Origin of the sequence: Octadecabacter arcticus 238, from assembly GCF_000155735.2 — a bacterium.
GTDB lineage: Bacteria > Pseudomonadota > Alphaproteobacteria > Rhodobacterales > Rhodobacteraceae > Octadecabacter > Octadecabacter arcticus.
Map to the genome: position 1 here is coordinate 3794715 of NC_020908.1, position 17328 is coordinate 3812042.

18 protein-coding genes and 4 pseudogenes are annotated in these 17328 nt (G+C 55.2%); 15 read left to right on the plus strand and 7 right to left on the minus strand.

Translation table 11 applies throughout. The features are described 5' to 3' along the window. Nucleotides 1-183 precede the first annotated feature (183 nt). From OA238_RS19555 to trmD, 10 genes are all read left to right on the plus strand, one after another. The gene (locus tag OA238_RS19555) at nt 184-666 is read left to right on the plus strand and encodes a hypothetical protein (protein ID WP_044037220.1); all 483 of its coding nucleotides are present in this window, start codon (nt 184-186) and stop codon (nt 664-666) included. A gap of 202 nt (nt 667-868) precedes the next feature. Further along, nucleotides 869-2377 carry a signal recognition particle protein gene (gene ffh, locus OA238_RS19560; RefSeq protein WP_015496531.1) on the plus strand — a complete coding sequence of 503 codons (1509 nt, stop codon included), beginning with the start codon at nt 869-871 and terminating at the stop codon, nt 2375-2377. Beyond that, a complete protein-coding gene (locus OA238_RS19565; RefSeq protein WP_015496532.1) occupies nt 2374-2706 on the plus strand; it encodes an NIPSNAP family protein in 333 nt (110 codons plus the stop codon). The genes ffh and OA238_RS19565 overlap by 4 nt, the downstream gene beginning before the upstream one ends. Then, nucleotides 2703-2873 carry a hypothetical protein gene (locus tag OA238_RS32990; RefSeq protein ID WP_187293077.1) on the plus strand — a complete coding sequence of 57 codons (171 nt, stop codon included), beginning with the start codon at nt 2703-2705 and terminating at the stop codon, nt 2871-2873. The genes OA238_RS19565 and OA238_RS32990 overlap by 4 nt, the downstream gene beginning before the upstream one ends. After that, nucleotides 2870-3196, plus strand: a complete 327-nt coding sequence (locus OA238_RS19570) for a chorismate mutase (protein ID WP_015496533.1) — start codon at nt 2870-2872, stop codon at nt 3194-3196. The genes OA238_RS32990 and OA238_RS19570 overlap by 4 nt, the downstream gene beginning before the upstream one ends. A 44-nt stretch (nt 3197-3240) precedes the next feature. Beyond that, nucleotides 3241-3738, plus strand: a complete 498-nt coding sequence (gene rpsP / locus OA238_RS19575) for a 30S ribosomal protein S16 (protein WP_015496534.1) — start codon at nt 3241-3243, stop codon at nt 3736-3738. An 87-nt stretch (nt 3739-3825) separates the two neighbouring features. Further along, entirely contained in the window at nt 3826-4371 is a 546-nt protein-coding gene (gene rimM / locus OA238_RS19580; protein ID WP_015496535.1) for a ribosome maturation factor RimM, read from the plus strand. A gap of 16 nt (nt 4372-4387) precedes the next feature. Beyond that, nucleotides 4388-4852: a hypothetical protein gene (locus tag OA238_RS19585; RefSeq protein WP_044037221.1), complete on the plus strand. Its 465-nt coding sequence runs from the start codon at nt 4388-4390 to the stop codon at nt 4850-4852. Nucleotides 4853-4854: 2 nt separating this feature from the next. Then, on the plus strand, nt 4855-5187 hold the full coding sequence (locus tag OA238_RS19590) for a hypothetical protein (RefSeq protein ID WP_044037223.1): 333 nt from the start codon (nt 4855-4857) through the stop codon (nt 5185-5187). Further along, entirely contained in the window at nt 5177-6004 is an 828-nt protein-coding gene (gene trmD / locus OA238_RS19595; RefSeq protein ID WP_015496536.1) for a tRNA (guanosine(37)-N1)-methyltransferase TrmD, read from the plus strand. The genes OA238_RS19590 and trmD overlap by 11 nt, the downstream gene beginning before the upstream one ends. An 18-nt stretch (nt 6005-6022) precedes the next feature. Here trmD and OA238_RS30575 read toward each other — a convergent pair. Both OA238_RS30575 and OA238_RS19605 read right to left on the minus strand, forming a co-directional pair. Next, nucleotides 6023-7205: pseudogene (locus OA238_RS30575) on the minus strand (IS30 family transposase). Nucleotides 7206-7385: 180 nt separating this feature from the next. Further along, nucleotides 7386-8408 (minus strand): IS30 family transposase, encoded by a 1023-nt coding sequence (locus tag OA238_RS19605; protein WP_015496537.1) that lies wholly within the window; start codon nt 8406-8408, stop codon nt 7386-7388. Nucleotides 8409-8576: 168 nt separating this feature from the next. On the opposite strand from OA238_RS19605, the gene OA238_RS19610 reads away from it, so the two are divergent. Next, nucleotides 8577-9860 carry an IS256-like element ISOan3 family transposase gene (locus OA238_RS19610; protein WP_015494284.1) on the plus strand — a complete coding sequence of 428 codons (1284 nt, stop codon included), beginning with the start codon at nt 8577-8579 and terminating at the stop codon, nt 9858-9860. A gap of 72 nt (nt 9861-9932) precedes the next feature. Here OA238_RS19610 and OA238_RS19615 read toward each other — a convergent pair. Continuing rightward, nucleotides 9933-10928 (minus strand): annotated as a pseudogene (locus OA238_RS19615) (IS630 family transposase); the annotation flags it as partial. A gap of 70 nt (nt 10929-10998) precedes the next feature. Beyond that, nucleotides 10999-12097, minus strand: a pseudogene (locus tag OA238_RS19620) (ISL3 family transposase); the annotation flags it as partial. Nucleotides 12098-12196: 99 nt separating this feature from the next. Between OA238_RS19620 and OA238_RS19625 the strand changes: the two are divergent. Next, complete coding sequence (locus OA238_RS19625) at nt 12197-13177, plus strand: integrase core domain-containing protein (RefSeq protein ID WP_015494085.1); 981 nt, start codon at nt 12197-12199, stop codon at nt 13175-13177. 59 nt (nt 13178-13236) lie between these two features. Here OA238_RS19625 and OA238_RS19630 read toward each other — a convergent pair. After that, a pseudogene (locus OA238_RS19630) lies at nt 13237-13383 on the minus strand (ISL3 family transposase); the annotation flags it as partial. A gap of 275 nt (nt 13384-13658) precedes the next feature. Further along, complete coding sequence (locus tag OA238_RS19635; protein ID WP_015496540.1) at nt 13659-14282, minus strand: HD domain-containing protein; 624 nt, start codon at nt 14280-14282, stop codon at nt 13659-13661. Nucleotides 14283-14722: 440 nt separating this feature from the next. On the opposite strand from OA238_RS19635, the gene rplS reads away from it, so the two are divergent. From rplS to OA238_RS19650, 3 genes are all read left to right on the plus strand, one after another. Next, on the plus strand, nt 14723-15109 hold the full coding sequence (gene rplS / locus OA238_RS19640) for a 50S ribosomal protein L19 (protein WP_015496541.1): 387 nt from the start codon (nt 14723-14725) through the stop codon (nt 15107-15109). Nucleotides 15110-15120: 11 nt separating this feature from the next. Next, nucleotides 15121-15342: a 50S ribosomal protein L31 gene (gene rpmE, locus OA238_RS19645; RefSeq protein ID WP_015496542.1), complete on the plus strand. Its 222-nt coding sequence runs from the start codon at nt 15121-15123 to the stop codon at nt 15340-15342. Nucleotides 15343-15458: 116 nt separating this feature from the next. Then, nucleotides 15459-15794 carry a cupin domain-containing protein gene (locus OA238_RS19650; protein WP_015496543.1) on the plus strand — a complete coding sequence of 112 codons (336 nt, stop codon included), beginning with the start codon at nt 15459-15461 and terminating at the stop codon, nt 15792-15794. Nucleotides 15795-15829: 35 nt separating this feature from the next. Here the strand turns inward: OA238_RS19650 and OA238_RS19655 are convergent, their stop codons facing one another. After that, nucleotides 15830-17326: an inorganic phosphate transporter gene (locus tag OA238_RS19655; RefSeq protein WP_015496544.1), complete on the minus strand. Its 1497-nt coding sequence runs from the start codon at nt 17324-17326 to the stop codon at nt 15830-15832. Nucleotides 17327-17328: the final 2 nt, after the last annotated feature.

The window sequence follows — 17328 nt, forward strand, 5'->3', positions numbered from 1 at the left end:
CGTTTATTCATGCAAATACCATATACCCTCTTTCGCCCCTCACAATAGACGCTCTCTGCGTCCTCGCTCGACATCAATCCCCCTACGCACCACGGGGTTAGGCCCGCGCCCCGCGACCCTCGGTTGACAGTGGTCACTGGCCTTGCTTGATTGTGGTCGAAAAGCAAAGGCCCATGGCACCCGTTGAAGATATCGCGCAACACCCCAGACCAGTTGATCCTTGATAACCAACCTTGGTTTATCGCGCTGCTTCTGGGTTTCATGGTGCTGGCGTTTGTCGGCGGCGGTCTTGGCTTGATGGTCTCTGGCGATCCGCTTCAGGGCTTTGTGTTAATCGTCAGCACGACACTAATCTTGTCACTGTTTTTCTGGGCCTTCGTGCGCCGCAATCAACTTATTCTGGATCGCCACAGCGGCACGCTGACCCACCGTCGCCGCACCCTTTTGGGATACCGCAAGACCGTGCACGAGCTTCACCATCTGGACCGCGCCATGGTTGAAACATCATCAGGCGCCTACAGCGACACTTACCGCATGTCCTATTTGCTGCTCGGCGGCATGGACGAAGGCACCCACCCCTTTACGGCCGCCTATTCAAGCGACGCAGGCGCGCGCCGCGCGGCCAAAGCGGTTAACGACTGGCTTGCGGCCAATCCATCGCAGTAATCCTCCACCGCATCAGGCGCAGATCGCTTGACTCACCCGCAGTGGATGCCTAAGAGCTTACAGAAATCCGGAGTGACAAACCTCCGGTCCTTGCCCACGCAAGGATCGCCCCCAGTCAGCGCGTTGCGCCCACTGGGGTTAAACTGCTTTTACCCGTTCCCTATATTGGGGACACCGATGAAACGACGCGAAGGACGCGCCCATGTTTGAGTCACTATCAGATCGCCTGTCAGGTGTATTCGATCGCCTCACCAAACAGGGCGCGCTGTCTGAGGACGACGTTAAGACAGCGCTGCGCGAAGTTCGCATTGCGCTGCTTGAGGCGGATGTATCCCTTCCCGTCGCGCGCGATTTAATCAAAGCGGTGCAGGAAAAGGCGTCCGGCCAGTCTGTAACCAAATCCGTCACGCCCGGCCAGCAAGTCGTCAAGATTGTGCACGACGAGTTGGTCCATGTCCTGCAAGGCGACGGCGACCCCGGTGCACTGAAAATCGACAACCCGCCCGCGCCGATCCTGATGGTCGGCCTGCAGGGCTCCGGTAAGACAACAACCACCGCCAAACTGGCGAAACGTCTGAAAGATCGTGAGGGCAAGAAGGTCCTTATGGCGTCGCTTGACGTGAACCGCCCTGCCGCGATGGAACAGCTGCAAATCCTTGGCGCGCAGATCGGCGTCGATACGCTGCCGATCGTCAAAGGCGAAGACCCTGTTCAGATCGCCAAGCGCGCCAAAACAGCTGCGGCGATGGGCGGCTATGATGTCTATATCCTCGACACGGCTGGACGTTTGCACATTGATGCCGAACTCATCGCGCAGGCCGCTGCCGTGCGCGATGTTGCGCAGCCGCGCGAAACGCTGCTGGTGGTGGATGGTCTGACTGGCCAAGACGCCGTCAACGTCGCGACAGAGTTTGACGACAAAATCGGTGTGACCGGCGTGGTCCTGACCCGAATGGACGGCGATGGTCGCGGTGGTGCCGCCCTGTCGATGCGGGCCGTCACTGGCAAACCGATACGTTTCGTCGGTCTTGGCGAAAAGTTGGACGCGATTGAAGAATTCCACGCCGAACGCGTCGCGGGCCGTATCCTTGGCATGGGCGACATCGTATCGCTGGTGGAAAAGGCGCAACAAACGATTGAGGCCGACCAAGCCGAACGCATGATGAAACGGTTCCAGAAGGGCCGCTTCAACATGAACGATATGCGCATGCAGCTCGACCAGATGCTTAAGATGGGTGGCATGGAAGGCATGATGGGCATGATGCCCGGCATGAAGAAGGCCGCAAAACAGGTCGAAGAATCTGGCATGGACGACAGCGTCCTGAAACGCCAGATCGCCCTGATCAATTCAATGACCAAGACAGAACGCGCCAACCCGCAGCTGTTGCAGGCCAGCCGCAAGAAACGCATCGCTGCCGGTTCCGGCCTTGAGGTGCGCGAACTCAACCAACTGATCAAAATGCACCGCCAGATGGCGGACATGATGAAAAAGATGGGCAAAGGCGGCATGCTGAAACAGGCTATGAAAGGCATGTTTGGCAAAGGCGGCGCACCGGATATGAACGATCCAGCGGCGATGGAAGCGGCGGCAAAACAGCTCGGCTCGATGCCAAGCGGCGGCGCGAACCCGTTCGGCGGTGGTGCAAATCCGTTTGGTGGCGGCGGTGCGGCCCTGCCCCCCGGTCTGTCGGGCTTTGGTAAAAAGAAATGATCACCTGCACCGTCAGATACGAGATCGATCCAGATCAGCTTGGGGCCTTTGAGGTCTATGCGAAAGCGTGGCTGCACCTTGTTGCGAAATTGGGCGGGGTCCATCACGGCTACCACCTGCCCCATGAAGGCCCTAACGACATCGCCTATTGCCACTTTTCGTTCCTGTCCCTTGCTGACTATGAAGCGTACCGCGAAAAAATGCGCGCCGACCCGGAGTGTTTGCGCGCCTATGCCCATGCACAGGCAACCAAATGCATCCGCCGCTATGACCGCTCTTTCACCAAGCCGCTGTTTGTTGGCGCCAGTGTGGATGAGTTGGGCCTATGACCCTGATCGCCACCATCCCCACGTTGCAGACCGAGCGTCTGGTGCTGCGCGTGTCGGACGTGTCGGACGTGGAACACTACATCGCCAACGCGCCGGGTGCTGAGTCCCATTCGGACGGCGGCCCGTTGGTGAACATCTGGCGCCATCACAAAGGAGCGCTCACATGAGTGACGCACCAAACATGCGTGCCAGTGGTGACACGACCCGCGCTGCGGACCTCCTCAAAGAACATCGTGAAAGCATTGATCGCCTTGATGCTATTCTGGTTTACTCGCTCGGTGAGCGGTTCAAGCACACGCAGGCTGTGGGGAAACTCAAAGCCAGCCACGACCTTCCCCCGTCCGATCCCTCGCGCGAAGCCGCGCAGATCGCACGGCTAGAAGATTTGGCAAAGCAGGCCGATCTGGACCCTGCTTTCGCCAAGAAGTTTCTCAACTTCATCATCGCTGAAGTCATTCAGCATCATCAATCGCATCAATCCAAACCTTAGCGCACCATTGGTGCAACAAGACAAACCCTGAAGGAATTAATATCATGGCTATGAAAATTCGCCTCGCACGTGGTGGCTCCAAGAAGCGCCCGTTTTACCGTATCGTTGCTGCTGACTCGCGTATGCCACGTGATGGTCGCTACATTGAAAAGCTCGGCACATATAACCCGCTGCTGGCCAAAGACGACGAAACACGCGTCACAATGGACATGGAACGTGTGAACTACTGGTTGGGTGAAGGCGCACAGCCAACAGACCGTATTTCTCGTTTCCTCGAAGCGGCTGGCGTCATCGAAAAGAAAGAGCGCGCCAACATGAAAAAAGGCGAGCCAGGCAAAAAAGCCGCCGCCCGTGTTGACGAAAAAGCCGCTAAAGTGGTCGCAGCAGCAGAAGCCGCAACCGCAGCAGAGGAAGCCGAAAAAGAGGCAGCAGCAGCCGCTAAGATCGCAGCCGCAGAAGCCGCAGCAGCACCTGCTGTTGAAGAAGCTCCTGTCGCGGACGACGCACCTGCCGAAGACGCAACAGCCGAAAAAGCTGAATAATAAGCCAACAAGGCGGGGCAGCGTGTTTGCCCCGCCTTTATATGCCCACCCCTCTCTCATCTCGCCCCCACCGACGCAGGAATGCCCATGTCAGATGATCGTATTGTTGTTGGAACACTCGCCGGATCCTTTGGGGTCAATGGTGACGTGCGCCTGAAATCCTTCTGCGCCGACCCCGAAGCGCTGGCGGATTACACTCCGCTGACCCGCGCTGACGGCAGCGAGATCACGACCATTGTGATCAAAGGCCAAACCAAAGGCTCGCTCATTGCGCGGGTCGACGGAATCACCACCAAAGAAGAAGCCGACGGGCTGCGCGGCATGGAGCTTTATGCGCGGCGCGATCAATTGCCGTCGCTTCCCGACGATGAATATTACCACGCCGACCTTGTGGGTTTAATGACCTATGACACCGGCGGCGCCAAGTTGGGCCGCGTCAAAGCGGTGCAGACCAATGGCGCCGATGACCTGTTGGAAATCATCAGCCCGTCCGACAAAGACACTGTGCTTGTGCCATTCACCAAGGTCATCGTTCCAACTGTAGACCTTGCATCTGGTCGCATCGTTCTGGACCCACCGCGCGGGTTGTTCGCGGACGAGGCCGACACACAAGACACACCAGCGGCTGACTGATGCGTCGTTTTATCTGATGCCGGGACGCCGCGTTATCGTCCACGCTGGCTTTCACAAGACCGCAACGACGTCGGCACAGAAATTTCTGCGCGCCAATGGCAAAAACATCTGGCCGCGCTGTTCACTGGTTTTGCCAGGCAAATTGCGCAAGGGTGCGGCGCTTATGGCGGTTCGGTATTCGCGCTACGGCAAACCCGCGCTGCTTGATGCGTTCGGCGAAGACCTGCACGGGACGCTGTCAAAGATAGATCAGAACAGCAGCCGCAAAGTCCTAATTTCGGACGAAAACATTGCAGGTCGGATGCCCGGTCGGGATGGTCAGTTAAGCTACAACGCCACCCCCGCACTCATGGCGCGGGCTGAGGAGGTAATCTGCGATGTCTTTGGCACGGAATCCGGTGTCGTCTTTTATTTACCACCCGCGATCCAGACTCGTGGCTCAAATCGACCTACAAACACAACCTGCGCACGTCACGCCTGACGATGGACGAGGCCACGTACACGGCCACCTACGCACCCGCCGCCGATCTTGCAGGCGTCGCAAAGGCCGTGGCCGACGCGGTCACTGGCACCGTTCACACAGTCGATCTTCTTGATCTGACGGGACCAAATGGCCCTGCGCAGCCGTTAATCGACCTGATCGAATTGCCAGACTACCGACGACGCAAACTCGTCCCGCACCCTGTGGAAAACGCAGGACCGGACGATGGGCTTATGGATGACCTTCTTGCGCTCAACCGATCAAACCTATCCGATGGCAACCTGAACGCAGCGAAGGCAGACTTGCTTGGAAAGGCACAAAACGATGACGGATAAACCCGACGTTCCCCCAATCAAAGACCCAAAAAAGCAACCCAGCCGATCCATCGGACGCAAATCTGTGCAGGTCAGCGCACAGCCGCAAGAACTGATCAGCGACAGGGTCACATTGGCGCATGCTTGGACGGCGCAAGTCATCACCCTTTTTCCGGACGCATTTCCCGGATTGCTGGGCGAAAGTCTGACTGGAAAGGCGCTGAAAGACGGAATTTGGCAGCTACAAACCACCGACCTGCGCCGGTTCGGAGAGGGGAAACATCGCAACGTCGATGACACGCCTGCGGGCGGGGGCGCGGGCATGGTTTTACGGGCCGATGTCTTGGGTAATGCCATTGCCGACACCCGCCGCCGCGCCAAAGGGCGGATGCCGCTGATCTACCTGTCGCCGCGCGGGATGCCCTTTACGCAGGCTATGGCGCAACAGTTTGCGGCGCAAGACGGTGTAACGTTGCTGTGCGGCCGGTTTGAGGGCGTGGATGAACGCGTTCTGGAGCATTTCGAGGTCATGGAAGTGTCGATGGGGGATTACGTCCTGACCGGTGGCGAATTGCCCGCGATGACACTGATCGACGCCTGCGTGCGCCTGCTGCCCGGTGTGCTGGGCAACGCGGATTCCGCAGTAGAGGAAAGCCATTCCAACGGGTTGCTGGAACATCCGCAATACACGCGACCCGCCGAATGGGAAGGCCGCGTGATACCGCCGGTGCTGACGTCTGGGGATCACAAGAAAGTCGCGCAATGGCGCCGCGAGATGAGTGAGAAGCTGACGCAGGATCGGCGGCCAGATTTGTGGGCGAAAAAGACAGACGAATGACGGCTAAGCGAGGTGATCTCAACCGGTCAACGCAACACATGCATTGAAACGCTCTGAGGGGTTTCGTATCCCAGCGTCATTCGTTGTCGTTCGTTGAGCTGTCTTGCGACGGCGCTCAGCTTTGCTTGACTGTGTATCGACAGATCTGTGCCCTTTGGAAAGTACTGTCACAGCAGGCGCTTTGTGTTTTCGTTTGAACCACGTTGCCATGGGCTGTGAGGCTCGCACAAATAGACGTCAATTTTGGTGGCCAAGGTGAACTTCTTGTGCCCAGCCATCTCCGTCCCGCGATCCCATGTCAGCGACTTATAAAGCTCTTTGGGCAACTTACGTGACTGCTTGATCAACGCTGTGACTGTCTTTGTTGCCAACCTTTGCCAGCATCACGTAACGCGTGCTTCGCTCGACCAAAGTGGCGATAAAACTGTTTCCAGAGCCCGCTATCAAGTCTCCCTCCCAGTGCCCTGGTACAGCTCGATCTTCTAATTCTGCCGGTCTATCACGGATGGATACCGCATCATTGAAGCGGCCAACGCCGCTGCGCTTCATGGTCGCGTGACGAGACCGACGAATGGCTCGGGTTGCCCTCAGATGTGCTAGCAATTCCTTCTTAAGTGCGCCGCGTGTCTGGATAAACAGGCTTCTATAGATCGTCTCGTGCGAGATCCGCTTGTCTTCATCATCAGGATGTTCACGCATCAGCCAGCCTGCGATTTGTTGCGGGGACCACTTACGGATCAGCTTGGCTGATATTGCCCCCTCTCACACATGCAAGCATGCGTTGCCGGGCAGTGGGCAGAGATAGACAGCCTGCCAGCTTACAGGGTTTGGGTCGGTGAGAACGGTCACACGCCGCCGTATCTGATGCTGCCGCACGATATTCTTTGACGCCTCCATTACGCCTGACTTCGCGGCCGATTGTAGACGTCGATCGCTTTAAGCTTCGCGCAATTGATCACAAGGACACCTGCGCCCGCAAGCCCCTCGATATCTCTTCTCGATCAGCCAGGGTCAGAGCAAGGCGCGATCTTATGCGCTCCAGTGGACGAATGCCGCCAGTGCGGGCAAGAAGGGGATAAATCGACGATGATCCGCGATCAAAGCCCCGCCTAATCGAGCTCATCGACTCTCCCCGTTGCCACCGATCCCAAATCTCCGACTTCTGCTTATCCGTGAAAAATACGCGGCGACGATACTTCATGTTGATAACTCCATCTCTTCCTAAAGATTAAAGTGTGGCTCTTCTCCGCTTTGTTGAGTTATTCTAGGATTTCAAATAGAACATATACTCCCGCGCCTGAATTGACCTGAGGTTTTCCCCTCAAATCACTTTGTATTCCTTGAGCGATATGACGCGGAAGTTGTCGGTGACGGCTTGGATTCAAACATCAAGTGCAACGGTTGATTTGAAGGCCGCGATTTCGTCGGCCATGGCTTCAGCGGGTGTTCTCCAACCGAGAGTTTTTCTCGGGCGGTTGTTCATCAGGTTTGCAACGTCGTTCAGCCATGTTTGGCTTGCACCGTTCAGGTCAGTTCCTTTGGGCATGTACTGACGCAGCAGTCCGTTGGTGTTCTCGTTGCTGCCACGCTGCCAAGGCGCATGCGGATCGCAGAACCAGATATCGATCTTCAACCGTCTGGCGAGTTCGGGGTGGCAGGCCATTTCGGAGCCGCGGTCGTAGGTCATGCTCTTGCGCAAAGCAGCGGGTAGTCGTCTCATCTGGCGGGTGAAGCTGTCGAGCGCGGCCTCGGCCCCATTGCCGTCCATTTTGCAAAGAATGACAAAGCGTGTCTTGCGCTCGACCAAGGTCCCCACTGACGAGCGATTGAATGCGCCCTTGATGAGGTCGCCCTCCCAATGGCCTGGTACCAGTCGCGCTTCGATCTCTTCAGGGCAATTGATAATGCGCAATGATTCCGGGACCATAGCACTGCCCGCCGCTGTCCTGCGCTTGAGCCCACGCTTAGGCTTCGCTTGACGCAACGCCTCGATCATCGCCGCCTTCAGCCCACCACGTGGCTGCGCGTAAATCGCGGCATAGATGGTCTCATGGCTTACATGGGCGGATGGATCATCAGGCTTCATGAGACGCAGTCTCTGCGCAATCTGCTCAGGCGACCAGTGCAGATGTACGAGCTTGCCATGAACAAAACGATAAAGATCGCTCCCCTCCACAAGCTTGCGCTCGCGGCGGCAGCGCGCACGCCGGGCATCATAGGCCTGCCGCGCCGCTTGCGGGCAATAGCTGCCGTCTTCCTGCCGACCTCGCGCCAGCTCACGGCAGATCGTGCTCGCCGGGCGATGCAAAAGCTGGCCGATCAACCGCTGACTGCTGCCCCTATTATGCTCGGCTAATATCACGCCACGGTCCTCGCTGCTGAGGTGCTTGCTTCGTATGTCCATCACAACATCCTATGCCCAAAGGGCTCTGAGTGTTGCATTTGAAACTTGAGCCTAAGCGGTGTCGCGGAACGGGAATGTCCCGAAGAATGTTGAAATTTTAATTTAGGGTGGCGTTGCTTCCCCTGAGCCGTAGGCTCTGGGTGTTTAATCGCAAAAGGAAGCAACACCATGAAGAAGACTATCACAGCAAGCGCTGGACTTGCCAGCGCGTCGAATGTTCATCAACTCGTGGAAACAGCCTGGGACAAAGTTGGCGAGAGCTTCGAGCAGTTCTGCCTGACGGCGGGCGTCGCCAGTCTGGTTCAGATGTTTGGTGAGGACGCAGATACGCTGGCGGGTGGCCGATACGAGCATTGCACTGACAAGCCTGGCCACAGATGGGGCACCGCGAAAGGTCAGGTTGGGTTCCATGGTGGGAAGATTGAGCTGGAGCGCGCCCGTGTGCGCGATAAAGTGACCGGTAAAGAGATTGTCCTGCCGAGCTGGGAAGAGGCCTCCTCGGGTGGCTTCCTTGAACAATGGGCAATGAGCCTAATGTTGATGAATGTTTCCACCCGTAAGTATGACCGAGCTGTACGGCTGCCCGAAGCGAAGGTGCCTAATAAGGCAGGGAGCGGGCTGTCCAGGTCAGCAGTTTCGCGTCGCTTCAAAGCACTCACCCAAGCGCGCCTGGATGAGTGGATGTCATCTGATCTATCGGAGCTTGACCTTGTAGCGATCCAGATCGACGGGCTGCATTTGGACGATCATTTGTTGGTGCTTGCGGCCGTGGGTGTGGAGGTTTCAGGCGAAAAGCACCCTCTGGGCGTCATTGAAGGGGCGACCGAGAACGCCGCGACGGTTCAGGCGCTTTTGGACAATCTGATAGAGCGTGGGCTCGATCCAGCGGGCTGCTATTTGTTCATCGTAGATGGGGCTAAGGCACTGACCAAGGCAATTCGGCGCACATTTGGTGCCGATATTCCCATCCAAAGATGCCAGATACACAAGGCCCGCAACATAACTGACAGGCTTCCTCCAAAGCTGCACGCCTCCGTACGCCGCGCGCTGAAGCAAGCATGGGAGCTTGATGATGCCGACAAAGCCGAGCGGTTGATGCGGAATCTTGCCCAGCGACTAGAGCTTGAGGCTCCGGACGTTTCAAAGTCGATCCTTGAGGGCCTAGACGAAATTCTAACTGTTGTTAGGTTGGGGCTACCTGTGGAATTGAGACGCTCATTGGCCAGCACCAACATCATTGAATCTATGAACAGCGTGATCCGACAGGTCTGTCGAAACGTCAAACGCTGGCGCGATGCAAAAATGGCGCTGCGCTGGACAGGGGCTGGTATGCTGGAAGCCGCGAAAGGCTTCCGCCGCCTAAAGGCCTACAAGCAACTCCCCATTCTCAAGCAAGCTTTGCTAGATCATCGCAATACCGTAACGCTTGACCAAATCAAGGACGTCGCCTAACCATCAATCAAGCAGCGCCACTCGCCCGATTTTCAACATCGTACGGGACATCCCCTCGCGGAACTCTGGCTATTTTTCTGGCAGGGTCTTGCGGAAGAAGTCGAAAATGGCCTCTGTGAATTGGTTGAACGTTGCATAGTGCCGATTGTGGGTGACCCATTTGTGCATAACACCCCAAAGACGCTCGATCGGGTTGAGGTGCGGGGCATATGCTGGCAAGAAATGCAACTTCACCCGACGTTCTGGGCTGTCCAGCCATGGCTGTAGTATCTTGGCATGATGATAGCGGGCATTGTCGACAAAGACGTGGATGGCCGTCTTGGTTTGGTTGTTGCGTTCCAACTTTTCCAGCATCTGTCGGGTTGTCTGGGCATTGATCTTCTCGCCTTCCACAAAGGTGAACTGGAAAGTCTCAAGGTCAAGCGCGCCCTGAATGTTGAGCCGCTTGCGCCCTGATGTCGCCTTCAGGGCCGTCTTTTGTCCCTTGGGGAACCAACCATGGGCGGGGCGGCTCTGGTGTTCGGGGTGGACAGCGTCCGAAAAGACAACCATCTCATCTGCGGCCAACCCGTTCATCAGGGCCTCATATTTGGCAATAAACGCAGCCTGCTTGGCTTCATCGGCCTGTGCAGGCAGCAATTGTGGTTTCTTATACGCGAACCCCAGGCGGCGCATCAGCTTGGCGGCTCCCGACGTGCTGTAGTTTTGGTCGCACTCGGCTAGAACATAGGCACAGACCTCATCGGCATTGCGGGCAGGCTGCGCGGTGAAATGGGCTCTCACCACCTGCTCTTGCACGACGGACAAATGACCCTGACGCTGGCTGTAGTCCTTCAGACCGAAAAACGATAATCCCGCACCGGCAAAGGCAAATCGCCACTCCGTCAAAACTGTCGGGCCAATATCCAAAATCCGGCAAACCGTTCCGGCGTCTTCTCCTGCGTCCAAAAGAAGAAACGCGCGCGCCCGTTTCCAAACAAGGGCGTCAACTTTGCGGCGGCGGCAAAGCGCTTCAAGTGCTATGCGCTGCTCGTCGGATAAGGAGACTGTTTTGTATTGCTTGCTCATAAACTCAAAATACAGACTGAACCGCCTTTGGCCATGCTACGAAGTGAATCGCAGGCCCAAAATCGTCAGGTCAATTCAGGCGCAGGAGTATAGATTGATTATCTGGGATGGATGATTGTCTAATTTTGAGTTTGAAGTATTCGGTATCCCTGATGCCCCTGGCTCGTTTGCGGATCATTCCTATACTGACATTACCAGCCTCTATCCTGGCGCTTGTCAGCTTGTGTTTCGCGTAGTTGCATATGCCCACACAATGTTTTCTTAGGGATTTTGCGAACTTTTTCAGATAGAGCATGTGTGACTGATCTGCGATCAGGCACCAATTTTCCAGTTGCTCTGACATCCCCTCAAATGATGGGGCGCTCCACAGAGCCTGAAGCTGTTCTTTTAAGACGTAAAGCGTATTCAGGTTGCTATTGCTCTCCAGCAACGTTTGCAGCTTGTTACTTTGTTTTTCATTCAACTTATCCGCATTTTTGAGCAACAGATAATGCGTGCCCTTCATCAACTCTTTACCACTTGGATCGGCCTTCCTGAACTCAAGGCGACGCTGATTATGGATAGCCTTGCTGTAGTTTTTCATGACGTGGAAACGGTCAAATACGATGTCGGCCATCGGCAAGGACTCCCTGACAGCCTTTTGGTAGGCAGGCCCCATATCCATCGACACGGCCTTTATTTTATGGGCTGTATCTGGCCGCAGCTGTTTCAAAAACCTTGAAAAAACTTCGGCAGTTCGACCGGCTTCCACCCAGATCAGATGCCCTCCGACCATATCGTAGACCACCGTCATATAGTCATGACCTTTCGCCCGGGCCACTTCATCGACACCAATGTATTCCAAGCCAGCAAGCTGTGCGGGATCAAGCGCAGGGAGCGTTTCCATCAGGTATGCCTTGTCGATATTCTTTACCGTCTCCCATCGTATACCTAAATGCCTGGAGACAGCCAGAATGGATAAATGACGGCACAATCCACTGATAAGATGGCAAAATCGATGGGTGAAACGGCACCCTTTTATCAACAAAAGGACACGCCTCAATGCGGCGCTCACCCTTGCTAATAAAAACCTGCGCTAGCTCAATCTCAATCACACAAGGATACCCAAAAAACGGGATGTCGTTTACTTGTCGGCGAATATGTTGGTTGATGCTACCCTTCTTGCCGGTTGTGAATAAGTTCAGATAGATGTGAGACAAAATTTTGTTGCCAAGATTTAGGCGACCTCGGAGACTGAGAATTGAAAGAAACCAGCTCACGAGGCCAATATGCAAATCATCGGACTGCACAAGAACGTTTATAAACTTTATGCTTGGGCGCGGACACAAGAATGTTTGGACGTGTACCGTATCAAATACGAAGGTCAGGTTCGGCAATGGGACGACTTACGTACAGAGGGCGTTTCTCTATCAAAGTGCGCTGAATTCGTCGGCATCTCGCGCGCGACATATTACCGTCACAAGCGTATTTTGAAGGATTTGGCGCAGGCAATCATACCGCCTTCAAAGGCTCCCAAACGCTGCAACAAGTCACAGTGGGGCGAGGCAGAAAAGCAATTGGTGCTTGAGGCCCGCCGCGACAATGAAACCTACGGTAAGGAGAAAATAGGGGCCATCTTGCGTCGCGACAAAAAGCAAACCATGAGCGATAGCACCGTGGGGCGCATTTTGAGCTTTCTAAGGAAAAAAGGCCTGATCACACGATCAAGATCTGCGCCCCAAAAGCGCAAGCGTAATTTTTCCAAGGGGCATGCCAAGGGATGGAAATATAGGGATTACAAAGATATTGTGGTTGGCGAGCGTGTGCAGATCGATCATATGACTGCCACGAAGAACGGCGTCACGTGCAAACACTTTCAAGCCTGGGAGAGGTGTAGCAAGCATATCCACGCGCAAGTTTATTCGAATGCCACGGCACGCTCTGCCAAACGGTTTTTGCAAGAACTCGTGGAAATAGCTCCCTATAAGATCATCTCAATTCAAGTCGATGGCGGGTCTGAGTTTATGGCCGATTTTGAGACAGCGTGCGAACAGATGGAGATCCCGCTCATTGTGCTGCCGCCAGCAAGGCCAAAATACAACGGTGGTGTCGAGCGCGGTAACCGCACCTTCCGCGAAGAGTTCTATGCATGTCGTGATCTCATTGCCGACAGCATAGGAGCGATGCGGTTTGAACTTCGAAAAGCCGTCGATAAATACAACACATTCAGGCCTCATCATGCCTTGAAAGGCAAGACACCAATGGAGTAAATTCGAATCACTCAGGCCAAAGTCGTGTGAGTCTCAAAACACCTGAACCTATACAGTTGCCGGTTGCCGGTTGCAGGGTCTATAGCGCTCCTGCGGGCATCCCGACTGCACTGAACAATAACCTTCGCACCGTCTTCAGCCAGCTCAATTTCATTTACACGTTGCCCCTTCAGGCGTAAAATATGTTGCGAGATGTGGATGGTCATATACCTGCCCTATGTAAAGTTGTCAGAAACCTAACATATCAATAGGTTACTTGATGGTCGGCATCTTTTCTTACTCAACAAAGCGGAGAAGATCCTAAAGTGTTGCGTCAACCATTTGAAATCGCAGGACAAAACCGACCTAAGAGACTGCGGCACCAAAGGCAGCTTATTTGGAGACAGTTGCTCCGGATAGGTCTGGTCTCTTAGTGCTGCCTCGTGTCCCGAACCGGCATGAGGTCCGGCTTGGAAGATTATATTTGAAGCCAAAAGCGGGACTAAGTAACTGCACGTTCAGCAGCGGCTTGAGGCACTGTCAGAGGTTGATCTGGGACCTGCATGACCTCTGGATCGTAGGGTTTGCGCGCGAACACGTCTCGTACCATAGGCGCAAAAAATGAGAGCGGTAACGTGTCATAGTCTGGGTCAAAACTGGTCTGGTCCCACCGTTCACAGAATTCCGCACAGTCGTCGAAATACTTCGCACCCCGATGACGTTCACGCTTGTTCTGATCGAATCCTTCCAGATGTTGCCCATAATATAGCATCTGAAAATCACCATGAGTTTCGACGCACCAACGGCATTGCTCGCGCACAAACGGCTTCAAGATAGTCGCGGCATATTCATCATGATTGTACGGTGCAAAAATATCCCCAATGTCATGCAAAAGAGTAGATACGACCCAATCGATGTCCGCCCCGTCGCGCCAAGCGCGGGTCGCAGCTTGCGCCGAATGCCCTAAGCGGGTGATTTGATATCCTGAAAGGCCTTCATCAAGATGCTCAAGAGCATGCATCAATCGGTCCGCGGTACCTTTGGTATAGTCGATCTCGTGAGCCGTCAGGAATTCATATTCTTCCTTCGTGCCATCTTTCATCTGGGTGAAATTCACACGTTCCATGTTCCGCCTCCAAAGTGCATATAGATATTCGATTGAATTATCAGTTTTACGGGCGGTCCAAAAGAGCGGCGATAAGAAATGTCTTGTCGTGTTAACAAATTGGGTCAAGCAAACCCTTGTTGAAGCCTAAAGCTGATATTCGCTACATCGCAGAAATCGGTAGAGTAGGCTCTTTGCGGACATTGACGCAGTCACGTCCCAATCCCCCTTGCCCAAAACACCTCTCCCGCCTATACGCTGCAGTGTCTGCGACCCTTATGAGTCGTAGACCTGTTTGGTATGACTCCGACCTCTTCACCGGAAACCCGCCAGACGGCAAAGCACGGCCGTTAAACCTCCGGTGGGCGCCCCGTATCAAAGCGGTATTTGACCCAATGAAGACCGAAGCTCTGGCAGCCCTCACATCCGCGGAAAACCGCGTGACTATTTAGGAGACGATCATGAACCTGATCGCACAAATCGAGGCGGAACAAATCGCCGAACTGGGCAAAACCATCCCAGACTTCAGAGCCGGTGACACCATTCGCGTCGGCTTCCGCGTGACCGAGGGTACACGTACCCGTGTGCAGAACTACGAAGGCGTCTGCATCGCACGCAAAAACGGTAAGGGCATCGCTGGCTCTTTCACTGTTCGCAAAATCTCATTCGGTGAAGGCGTGGAACGTGTGTTCCCGCTGTACTCCACCAACATCGACGAAATCACTGTTGTACGCCGAGGCCGCGTTCGTCGCGCCAAGTTGTACTACCTGCGTGAGCGTCGCGGTAAGTCCGCACGTATCGTGGAAAAGACAAACTACCGTGCGCCTTCCAGCGCCGACAAAGCGTAAGGATCTTCGAGATGAAAAAAGACATTCACCCCGAGTACCACGTCATCGAAGTCAAAATGACCGATGGCACGGCACTAGAGATGAAATCCACGTGGGGCAAAGAGGGCGACAGCTTGCAGCTGGACATCGACCCATCCGTGCACCCTGCATGGATTGGCGGCACCTCGCGCCTGATGGACACTGGTGGCCGCGTTTCCAAGTTCAAGAAAAAGTACGAAGGTCTGGGCTTCTAAGAACCCTGCCTTTTGGAATAGAAAACGCCGCTCCTGTTTGGGCGGCGTTTTTCGTTTGGCGTTCCAATACAGCAAGCCCATGCTATCCTTGAGGCAGTCATCGAAAGGAAAGCACTATGTCATTCGCAGGTTTTATGGATCATTTCCCGGCGCTCGACGTTCCGATCCCACAAAGCATCGTGACGACCCGCGCCATCGCATCGGATTCGGGTCTGGTCGTGTTCTTTACGTTTCATGAGGACTTCGAGCTTCCGGCCCACTCTCATAAGGGTCAATGGGGGTCGGTGATTTCAGGCCAACTGGAACTGACAATTGATGGCAAGACCGTGATCCACGGGCCAGGCGATGACTACGACATCCCATCGGGCGTAGTGCACAGCGTAAAAGTTACGGCAGGCACCCGCGCCATTGACGTCTTTGAGGAAAGTGACCGCTACGGCCTTATGGCCTGACACACCTTCAGGCCAGAACGATGTGGCGCGCGGCGTTAACCTGCCCCGACAACAGTCACCAAGCCATAAAATATCAACGCCGACAGCAATGCCGCAGCGGGCACTGTAATGATCCACGCTGCGATAATCGTCATGAAATGCGAACGGCGCACCAGCTTGCGGCGACGGCGTTCTTCAACCGAATAGGCGGGGCGGTCCGACGTTGCGGCACGGGCGTTGCGCAAGCGGCGCTCTGCGTCCCATTCACGATAGAACCCGACGCCAAACACACCGCCTACGGCGATATGGGTGGAGCTGACGGGAAGACCCAACCAAGACGCCACAATCACTGTGATCGCCGCGGATAGGGCCACGCAATAAGCGCGCATGGGATTCAGTTTGGTGATCTGGCTGCCGACCATTTTGATCAGCTTTGGCCCGAACAGAAACAGACCGAATGAGATACCGAACGCGCCGATGACCATAACCCAAAACGGAATGCTGAAATCGTGGGTGAAATCACCCGATTGCGAGACTTGCACGATTGCGGCCAGCGGACCAACCGCATTGGCCACATCGTTGGCGCCATGCGCAAAGCTCAGCAGTGCCGCCGATACCACAAGCGGGATGCCAAACAGCACTTTGAGGGATTTGTTGCGGTTCTCAAGGCCCTCAGACTGCTTTTTGATGACGGGAATCATCACCAGCCAGACCAAAACAGCGATCCCCAGACCGATCAGCAGCGCGGTCGGCATGTCGATCTTGATGATCTTCTTGAGACCCTTCAGTGCCAGATACGCACCGAATGCACCCGCCATGATGCCGACCAAGACAGGCACCCAACGACGGGCCGCAGCGATCTTATCATCGCGGTAGATGATCCGTGATTTGATCACGAACAGGAAAAATGCCGCGACAGCACCGCCCAGAACAGGTGAAATCACCCAAGATGCGGCAATTGCGCCCATGGTGTCCCAGCTGACAGCGGCAAAGCCTGCGGCGGCAATGCCCGCACCCATCACACCACCAACAACCGAATGGGTCGTAGACACAGGTGCGCCGACGTATGTGGCGAGGTTCACCCACAACGCCGCCGACAGCAGTGCCGCCATCATCGCCCAAATAAACGTCGCAGGATCGCCCATGCTTTCGGGCGCAATAATTCCTTTGGCGATGGTCGAGACAACGTCACCACCCGCCAGCAATGCGCCTGCGCTTTCAAACACTACAGCAATCGCAATCGCGCCACCCATGGTCAGCGCATTGGCACCAACTGCCGGACCCATGTTGTTGGCCACGTCATTGGCACCGATGTTTAGTGCCATATAAGCCCCAAGACAGGTCGCAACGATGACGATCATCGCATTGTTGGTCTGGCCAAAGAACAGCGCAGCGCCCAAACCTGCCAATAAAATGAACACCAGCGAAATGCCCGGACCGACGATGGGCCGTGCTACATATTGTGTCGCCATTTCAAGTCGGGAAAAACGCGCCAGATCTCGATCTAGCGTGTCGAGGTGGCGCAAATCGCCGTTGTCATTGTTGTCGGTCATAG